Source organism: Sphingopyxis sp. RIFCSPHIGHO2_12_FULL_65_19 (assembly GCF_001830555.1).
GTDB lineage: Bacteria > Pseudomonadota > Alphaproteobacteria > Sphingomonadales > Sphingomonadaceae > Sphingopyxis.
Genome location: NZ_MIAM01000039.1, coordinates 1 through 8,790, shown reverse-complemented (window position 1 = coordinate 8,790; position 8,790 = coordinate 1). Strand labels below are relative to the sequence as shown.

Annotated in this window: 11 protein-coding genes; 8 read left to right on the top strand and 3 right to left on the bottom strand. The window is 64.4% G+C overall.

The features are described 5' to 3' along the window. Window positions 1-58: hypothetical protein (locus A3E77_RS11395; RefSeq protein ID WP_293646048.1), on the top strand; the 58-nt coding region annotated here is incomplete at its 5' end. Between the two features lie 7 nt (window positions 59-65). Next, window positions 66-602, top strand: coding sequence for a DUF1003 domain-containing protein (locus A3E77_RS11390; RefSeq protein WP_293645968.1), 537 nt, complete (start codon window positions 66-68; stop codon window positions 600-602). A gap of 56 nt (window positions 603-658) precedes the next feature. Here the strand turns inward: A3E77_RS11390 and A3E77_RS11385 are convergent, their stop codons facing one another. From A3E77_RS11385 to A3E77_RS11375, 3 genes are all read right to left on the bottom strand, one after another. Beyond that, on the bottom strand, window positions 659-1,237 hold the full coding sequence (locus A3E77_RS11385; RefSeq protein WP_293645966.1) for a hypothetical protein: 579 nt from the start codon (window positions 1,235-1,237) through the stop codon (window positions 659-661). A gap of 190 nt (window positions 1,238-1,427) precedes the next feature. Next, window positions 1,428-2,423, bottom strand: coding sequence for an aldo/keto reductase (locus tag A3E77_RS11380; RefSeq protein WP_293645964.1), 996 nt, complete (start codon window positions 2,421-2,423; stop codon window positions 1,428-1,430). Further along, window positions 2,420-3,667 carry a dicarboxylate/amino acid:cation symporter gene (locus A3E77_RS11375; RefSeq protein ID WP_293645962.1) on the bottom strand — a complete coding sequence of 416 codons (1,248 nt, stop codon included), beginning with the start codon at window positions 3,665-3,667 and terminating at the stop codon, window positions 2,420-2,422. The genes A3E77_RS11380 and A3E77_RS11375 overlap by 4 nt, the downstream gene beginning before the upstream one ends. A gap of 172 nt (window positions 3,668-3,839) precedes the next feature. Here A3E77_RS11375 and glmM point away from each other — a divergent pair, with 172 nt between their 5' ends. The 6 genes from glmM to A3E77_RS11345 all read left to right on the top strand — a co-directional run. Beyond that, entirely contained in the window at window positions 3,840-5,180 is a 1,341-nt protein-coding gene (gene glmM, locus A3E77_RS11370) for a phosphoglucosamine mutase (protein WP_293646046.1), read from the top strand. 34 nt (window positions 5,181-5,214) lie between these two features. Then, window positions 5,215-5,439 carry a DUF1272 domain-containing protein gene (locus A3E77_RS11365; RefSeq protein ID WP_179495937.1) on the top strand — a complete coding sequence of 75 codons (225 nt, stop codon included), beginning with the start codon at window positions 5,215-5,217 and terminating at the stop codon, window positions 5,437-5,439. Continuing rightward, a complete protein-coding gene (gene thiD, locus A3E77_RS11360; RefSeq protein ID WP_293645960.1) occupies window positions 5,436-6,578 on the top strand; it encodes a bifunctional hydroxymethylpyrimidine kinase/phosphomethylpyrimidine kinase in 1,143 nt (380 codons plus the stop codon). The genes A3E77_RS11365 and thiD overlap by 4 nt, the downstream gene beginning before the upstream one ends. A gap of 85 nt (window positions 6,579-6,663) precedes the next feature. Continuing rightward, complete coding sequence (locus A3E77_RS11355; RefSeq protein WP_293645958.1) at window positions 6,664-7,218, top strand: ribonuclease HII; 555 nt, start codon at window positions 6,664-6,666, stop codon at window positions 7,216-7,218. A 28-nt stretch (window positions 7,219-7,246) separates the two neighbouring features. Beyond that, window positions 7,247-8,143, top strand: coding sequence for an oxidoreductase (locus A3E77_RS11350; RefSeq protein ID WP_293645956.1), 897 nt, complete (start codon window positions 7,247-7,249; stop codon window positions 8,141-8,143). Window positions 8,144-8,361: 218 nt separating this feature from the next. Beyond that, the coding region (locus A3E77_RS11345) for a DNA-methyltransferase (protein WP_293645954.1) at window positions 8,362-8,790 on the top strand (429 nt) is incomplete at its 3' end.

The window sequence follows — 8,790 nt, the reverse complement described above, 5'->3', positions numbered from 1 at the left end:
CTGGGCGCATGGCGCGCTCGGCTATATGGTCGCGGGAATCTGGCGCTGGGTCGGATAGGATCGGAATGAACGCGAGCACGCACCTCAACGATTTGTCGCTGCGCCTGCTGGGCCGCGCCTTCGACGAACTCGATGTCGAGGAATCGCGGGTGGTCGAGTCGATCGCGCAGCGCGCGCCGAGCAGCCGCGATGCCGCCGATATCGAGGATGCGCAGGCGAGCCGCGGCGACCGGCTCGCCGACAGGGTTGCTGCGGTCGGCGGCTCATGGGGCTTCATCATCGCCTTTGCGCTGATCCTGTTCGGCTGGATGCTGCTCAATTCGGAAGTGCTCCAGCGTTTTGGGCTGGCGTTCGATCCCTATCCCTTCATCTTCCTCAACCTGATGCTGTCGACGCTCGCCGCGGTGCAGGCGCCGATCATCATGATGAGCCAGAACCGGCAGGCCGCGAAAGACCGGCTGACTGCCAGCGTCGATTATGAAATCAACCTGCGCGCCGAGCTGGAAATCATGCGCTTGCACGAAAAGCTCGATCAGATGCGGATCGCCGAGCTGGCCGAAAAGGTCGACGCGCTGTGCGCGCGGCTGGATGCGAAGGGCTGACGCTGGGGCTCAGAGGGTCTGATTAGGGGTGGAAAGCCGCCGTCAATTTGAAGCCGCTAAGCGTTTTGGCCGAACCAGTTTGCCAACGCGCCATGTTCCCGGAAGCTGAGTGCCGCCACGATAGCTTTATCGAGAGGCAAACGACCGGCTTTCGGATAGTATGTTTCAACGAACCGCATTTGAACTACAAACGAGGGGAGCAAACCCCGATCGCAAAGAGTAATTTCTTCGTTATCCGAGAGGGATCTGGGAGCCTTTTCAAATTCGGCGAATGCGTAGAGGAATGGAAGCTGCGGATCGAACATTATGTTCGAGAAGTCCGACGCGATCCTCGGAAATCGGCCATGAAAAACTCGAATTGCTGCCGCAGCATCAGCCCAGTTTCCGCCTTTGTTATCGAGAATGTAATTTAGTCGAGCACGCTCCACGCAATGCTGCTCGATGAATTGCTCGGGTGTTCCATCATTCCAATAACGGCGAAGGAGTTGCAACTGCGCGAGCATACGCTTCTGCTCTAGTTTGGTGGGTTTGAATGCGGGAGGCGGGGTCCGGGTGCACGCAAAAGCGTCTTCGTGCGTTCCCGCTAGCGCTATCGCAGCAGCCAGTGCAAGCGCCTGACGTCGTTCCAATTGCATAGATTCGATTCCTCCGCCTCATTCTCCATATTACGTCCGCAATTGTTAACGACTGCAATTGGTCGTTTTCAGACCTTCGTCATCCCGGACTTGATCCGGGATCCACTGCGGCGCTGAAGTCGTGGACCCCGGATCAAGTCCGGGGTGACGAGGATGGATAGGTCCACAATCGGTCGATTCCGGTCGGCAACTAAAGCCGCACCATCCGCATCCCCATTTCGCCGTAGCGCGGACCGCTTGTGCCGCCCTTTGGCGCGGCGGCCTCGATCGCGGCCAGGTCTTCAGCGGTCAGCATGACCTCGGCCGCGCCGACGCTGTCCTCCATCGTGACGCGCCGCTTGGTGCCGGGGATGGGGACGATGTCGTCGCCCTGCGCAAGCAGCCAGGCCAGCGCGACCTGCGCCTTGGACACGCCATGCCGGTCGGCGACCGCACCGATCGCGTCGACGATCGCGAGGTTGGCGGGCAGATTCTCGTCCGAATAGCGCGGATCGTTGCGGCGCCAGTCATGTTCGGGCAGTTCATCGCGGCTGCGCACCGCGCCCGCGAGGAACCCGCGGCCGAGCGGCGAATAGGGGACGAAGCCGATGCCGTTGTCGCGGCAGACGCCAAGGATCTCGTCCTCGATGTCGCGTTCCCAGATCGAATATTCGCTTTGCAGCGCGGTGATCGGCGCGGCTTTCGCGGCGCGGCGGATCGTCTCGGGGCCGGCTTCGGACAGCGCGATGTGGCGCACCTTGCCTTCGTTCACCAGCTCCATCATTCCGCCGACGGTCTCCTCGATCGGCACCGACGGGTCGACGCGGTGCTGGTAGAACAGGTCGATCGTGTCGACGCCGAGCCGCTGGAGGGAACCTTCGCATGCGGCGCGCGCGTTGGCCGGCGACCCATCGACGCCGACAATCTGCTTGCCGTCGAACTTGAACCCGAACTTGGTCGCGATGACGAGCCCGTCGCGCTTGCCCCGGATCGCGTCGCCGAGCAGCTCTTCATTGCTGAACGGGCCATAGATTTGCGCGGTGTCGAAAAAGGTGACGCCCATGTCGATCGCGCGGTGGATGGTGCGTGTCGATTCGTCGAGGTCCGCGGCTTCGCCATAGAGGATATTGCCGCCCTTGATCATCGGCATACAGCCGATGCCGATCGCGGATACTTCGAGGCCGTGGCCGAGTTTGCGATACTTCACGGGGCTTCTCCTGCTGTTTTCGTCTCGACCCCGTCGGCGGCATATTTGGTTGCCGCGACGTCGCCGATGACATTGCCGAGGGTGCGGAAAATGTCGGGGAAAGTTTCGACCGCGACGAGCAGGCCGAGCGGCGCGACGGGCACGCCCATCGACACCGCGATCGGGGCGATCGAGGTGACGAAACTGATCGATCCGGGCAGGCTGACCGAGGACAGCGCGGCCGCGATCGCGACGGCCAGCCCGACGGCCATTTCCCACGGCGTCAGCTCGATGCCGAACAGCCAGGCGACATAGACGACAACGGCCAGGTTCATCGCCGGGCTGGTGAAGCGGAACAGGGCGACCGCGAGCGGCAGCACGACGTCGGCTTTCTTGGGATCGACGCCCAGTTCCTCCGAGGATTTCAGCATTGCGGGCAGGCTGGCAAGCGAGCTTTGCGTGCTGACCGCGACCGCCAGCGTCGGCACCATCGCGCGGACAAAGCGCGGCACCGATATGCCAACGACAAGCCAGGCCAGAGCCAAGCCGAGGAGGATGCAGCTGACGCCGATACCCGACAGGATCAGCACATAATGGACGAGCCCGCCGAACGCCGCGACCCCGGCCTTGACCGCGAGGGCATAGCCGAGCGCAAAGACGCCGATCGGCGCGAGCGCGAGCACCCATCCGATGACGATCAGCATCGCATCGCCCAGCGCCTTGAACAGCCCCGACAGCGTGGCGCGCTGGACGGGTTCGAGCCTGGTGATCGCGAAGGCAAAGATGGTCGTAAAGACGATCAGCGGCAGGATCGCCGTTTCCGCCGCGGCGGCGATGGGGTTGGTGGGGACCAGCGACAGCAGGAAATCACCGAAGGTCGGCGATGGTGCCGCCTCGGTCGTGCCGCCAAGGCCGTGGCGCAGCGCGTCTGCGGCGCCCGCCGACAAGGGAAAGACGCGCAGCAGTAACGGGGTCATCAGCAGCGACATCAGCCCCGACAGCGTGATCGCGCCCAGGAAGATCATCACGGCGCGAAAGGCGAGCTTCCCGGCGCGCGCGGCGTCGGCGGTCGCGGTAATGCCGGTGATGAGCAGCGCGACGACGAGCGGAACAATCGTCATTTTCAAGGCGTTGAGCCAGAGCAGCCCGATCGGTTCGATATAGGGAAGCGACGCCGTGCCCGCGGCGGGCGACGCCATTTCGACCCCGATCCCCAGAAGCATACCGGCGATCAGCGCCGAAAGGATAAACCAAGCGGATTTCAAGACGGATTCTCCCGGCGTTTATTCTGGCCTGCTTGCCAAGCAAAAGAGGGTGACTTAGAGCACCTCCCGGAAGAAACGGGAACCGGTTTTTGGGCCGCGAAATCCTCTTTGGGGGCCATCCCGTGGACGCCGGGGCCGGCATTTGCCGGCGATCGGCTCGAGTAGCAGAGGTATCATGCGCAAGTTTTTCGGAACCGACGGGATTCGCGGCCTGACCAACCAGGTTCCGATGACGGCGGAAGTCGCGATGCGCGTCGGCATGGCGGCGGGCGCGCATTTCCTGCGCGGCGATCACAAGCATCGCGTCGTGATCGGCAAGGACACGCGCCTGTCGGGCTATATGCTCGAAAATGCGCTGGTCGCGGGTTTCACCAGCGTCGGCATGGATGTGGTGCAGGTCGGCCCGATGCCGACCCCCGCGATTGCAATGCTGACGCGGTCGATGCGCGCCGACCTGGGGGTCATGCTGTCGGCCAGCCACAATCCTTTCCACGACAATGGGATCAAATTATTCGGCCCCGACGGGTATAAATTGTCCGACGAGGACGAGGCGCAGATCGAACATCTGCTGACCGTCGAGCCGAAGCTTGCCGACGCCGCGCATATCGGCCGCGCCAAGCGGATCGACGACGCGCGCGGCCGCTACATCCACGCGGTGAAGCAAAGCCTGCCCGAATCGGTGCGGCTCGACGGGCTGCGCATCGTGCTCGATTGCGCCAATGGCGCCGCGTATAACAGCGCCCCGACGGTGTTCTGGGAACTCGGCGCCGATGTCGTTGCGATCGGGGTCACGCCGAACGGGATCAACATCAACGACAAATGCGGATCGACCGCGCCCGCGCTTTTACAGGAAACCGTGGTCGCGAGCGGCGCCGATATCGGCATCGCGCTCGACGGCGATGCCGACCGGCTGATCGTCGTCGATGAAAAGGGCGCGATCATCGACGGCGACCAGATCATGGGGCTGATCGGCGCCAGCTGGGCGCGGCAGGGGCGTCTGAAAGGCGGCGGTGTGGTCGCGACGGTGATGTCGAACCTCGGCCTCGAACGCTTCCTCGAAGGCGAAGGACTGCGGCTCGAACGCACGAAGGTCGGCGACCGCTATGTCCTCGAACGAATGCGCGAGGGCGGTTTCAACGTCGGCGGCGAGCAGTCGGGGCATATGATCCTGTCGGACCATGCCACGACCGGCGACGGCACGTTGGCGGCGTTGCAGGTGCTCGCCGAGCTGGTCGCGGCGGGGAAACCCGCGAGCGAATTGTTGCACCAGTTCGACCCGGTGCCCCAGCTGTTGAAGAATGTCCGTTTCGCGGGCGGCAAGCCGCTCGACGACAAACATGTTATCGCCGCGATTGCGGAGGGTGAGGCGGCGCTGAACGGCCGCGGCCGCCTGGTGATCCGTCCATCGGGCACCGAACCGCTGATCCGCGTGATGGCCGAGGGCGACGACGCCGGACAGGTCGAGCAGGTCGTCGACATGATCTGCGACGCCGTGCGCGCCGCTGCCGCATAACCATCCGATTTTTGAAAAGTGAAAGAGATTTACCATGCTTGAAATGCGACCCGATTGCGAAAAGTGCGGCCGCAACCTGCCCGCCGATATCCATGGCGCCTTCATCTGTTCGATGGAGTGCACCTTTTGCGCGAACTGCGCCGACAAGCTCGACGAACTTTGCCCCAATTGCGGCGGCGACCTGCTCGATCGGCCGCTTCGCGAGGGCGCGATCCTTGCGAAATACCCCGCCTCGACGGAGCGAAAGCATAAGGGGTGACCGCGCGCGTCCTGATCATCGCCGGGTCGGATAGCGGCGGCGGCGCCGGCATCCAGGCCGACATCAAGGCGGTGACGATGCTGGGCGGCCATGCGATGACCGCGATCACCGCCATCACGGCGCAGAACACGCTGGGTGTGCAGGGCGTCCATCCGGTGCCGACCGACATGGTGCTGGCACAGATCGACAGCGTCGCGACCGACATCGGTGTTGACGCTGTCAAGATCGGGATGATCGGCAGCGCCGAAACCGCTGCTGCGGTGGCGGGGCGATTGTCGCAGCCCGACCTGGCGCAGGCGGCGCTGGTGTTCGATCCGGTGATGATCGCGAGCAGCGGATCGGTGCTGGCCGACGCGGCGACGATCGACGCGTTCCGCGCCTTGCTGGACCGCGCGATGGTCGCGACGCCGAACCTGCCCGAACTCGCGGCGCTCGGCGGTGAGGACGCGGTGCTGGCGCATGGCTGTTCGCTGTTGGTGAAGGGCGGACATGCCGAGGGCGAGACGGTGATCGACCGCCTGCTCGAAACCGGCGAGGGCGAGGTCGCGCGGTGGGAGGCGCCGCGCATCGACACCCCCCACAGCCACGGCACCGGCTGCACGCTCGCCAGCGCGATTGCGACCGGGCTGGCGCAGGGAATGCCGCTGGAACCCGCAATTGCGCGCGCGCGCGATTTCGTGCGGCTGGCGCTGCTCGACGCGCCGGGGCTGGGGCAGGGGCATGGCCCGATGGGGCAGCAGTTCGTGCGCAACGACGGGCTGTTCACCGGCCCCGCGCTCAACCAGTTGACCTTGCCCGCGAACGACTATGGGGTTTCGGTCGCTTTCTACAAGCAGATGGGGCTGACGCAGATCGTCGATAGCCCGGATAATGGTTACGCGCGGTTCGAGGCCGCGAATGGTGTTACGCTGTCGATCCATGTCGGCGATGGCGAGGCGGGCGGGGCGACGGCCTACCTCGAAAGCGGCGCGCTCGACGCGTGGGTTGCCTATCTGGCGCGGCGCGGGGTGCGGTTCGACCAGATGCCGAAGGACGAGGAATGGGGCTGGCGCGAGGCGCGTCTGGCCGATCCCGCGGGCAATCGCCTGTGCCTGTATCAGGCGGCCGAGTATCGGAGATATCCGCCGTGGCGGATATGATTTTTCAGCCTGTCCGCTCAACCTGTTCGCATCTCGACTTCGCTCGATACGAACGGAGATTAAGGTTCATTCTGGTGCGACGCACATGATCGTCGGCGTAGACGAAGCCGGTCGCGGGCCGCTCGCGGGGCCGGTCGTCGCGGCGGCGGTGCTGCTGTGCGAGGGCGGGATCGCGGGGCTCGACGATAGCAAGAAATTGTCCGCAAAACGCCGCGCCGAACTCGAAAAGCAGATCAAGACACGCTGCCGCTGGGGCGTCGGTGAGGCGAGCGTCGCCGAGATCGACCGCCTCAACATATTGCAAGCAACCTTTCTTGCGATGACGCGCGCGGTCGAGGCGCTTGGCGTCGAACCAGCCGAGGTGCTGGTCGACGGCAACCGGCTTCCCCGATGGCGGTACACCGCCCGCGCGATCGTCGGCGGCGACGCGCTGCATCCGTGTATTTCGGCGGCGAGCATCATCGCGAAGGAGCATCGCGACCGCTTCATGGCGGCAGCGGCGCGCGACTTTCCGGGCTTTGGCTGGGAAACCAACATGGGATATGGTACGGCGCAGCATCTTGCGGCGCTGCGCCGACATGGGCCCACGCCGCTTCATCGGACCAGTTTTGCCCCGGTCGCACAAATGCAGCTGGTCTGAAGCCCGACAGCAAAAAAGGGGGAAGGCGATGAGCAAGGGATTTACGGCCGACGATGTGTCGGCCCAGACCGGCCGCACCTTCCTTGTCACGGGTGCCAACGCCGGGCTCGGCTTCGAGGTGTCGAAAGTGCTGGCGGCGCGCGGTGCTCATGTGATCCTGGCCTGCCGCGATGCCGCGAAAGCCGAAGCGGCGATCGACCGCATCCGCACCGATGTGTCCGACGCCAAATTGTCGTTCCAGCCGCTCGACCTCGCCGACCTCGACCAGGTCCGCGACGCCGCGAACATGGTGCTGGCGGGGCCGCGGATCGATGTGCTGGTCAATAACGCAGGTGTGATGATCCCGCCCAGGATGCTGACGAAGCAGGGCCACGAGCTGCAATTCGGGGTCAACCACCTCGGCACCTTCGCCTTCACCGGGCTGGTGCATCGCCACGTCGACGACCGCATCGTGGTTACGGGCAGCATTGCGCACCGGAACGGGGAAATGGATTACAGCGACCTGGCGGCGTCGCGCAGCTATCATAATTGGGCGCGTTACCAGATGAGCAAGCTCGCGAACCTGCTTTACATGTTTGAACTCGACCGGCGGCTGGGTGCCGCGGGACGGGCGACGCAGGCGATCGGTTGCCATCCCGGCGTCGCGACGACCGAATTGCAGCGGCATTTGCCGCTGCCCTTGCGCTACATGACGCCGCTCGCCGCGCCTTTTTTCAACAGCGCGGCGCAGGGAGCGTGGCCGACCTTGCAGGCCGCAACGGGCGCGCATGTGCAGGGCGGCGATTATCTGGGGCCGCAGGGGCTGGGCGAAGTGTCGGGGCGGTCCGGCCCCGCCCGCGCGAGCCGCGCGGCGCGCGATCCGAAACTGGCGCGCGAGCTGTGGGAACGGTCGGTCGCGCTGACCGGGGTCGATCCGGGGCTGTAATCGTCCGCGGCGAAATTTTTTTCGCCGGTGAGTCCTCATCGCCACACCACCAGTGGTTGAGTCCGCGAGTCGCCCGCGACTCCATATGGTGTGTCAGACTCCTTTCGTTCTCATCCCGTTAACCATTTAGAGAGCCGGAATCCCTAGAGTCCGGCGCTTGACGGCGGGTGCCGCCGGACTCATCAGGGCCTTCTTACGAGCAAGGAACGGGGTGAAGCATGGGTGTGATGGAACGGGTCAAGGCGCCGGCGACGAAGCAGCGGACGCCCAAGGTCGACCCCGCGGACCTGCCGCTCGACAGCATATTGCAGGGCGATTGCGTCGAGATGATGCGCAGCCTGCCCGCGTCGTCGGTCGACATGATCTTCGCCGATCCGCCCTATAATCTCCAACTCGGCGGCGATCTGTTGCGCCCCGACGGCAGCCAGGTCGATGCGGTCGACGATGACTGGGACAAGTTCGACAGCCTCGCGACCTATGATCGCTTTACCCAGGCCTGGCTCAAGGAAGCCAAGCGTATCCTGAAACCGAACGGCAGCATCTGGGTGATCGGCAGCTATCACAATATCTTCCGCGTCGGCACCGCGCTCCAGGACAATGGCTATTGGATTCTCAACGACATCGTGTGGCGCAAGGCGAACCCGATG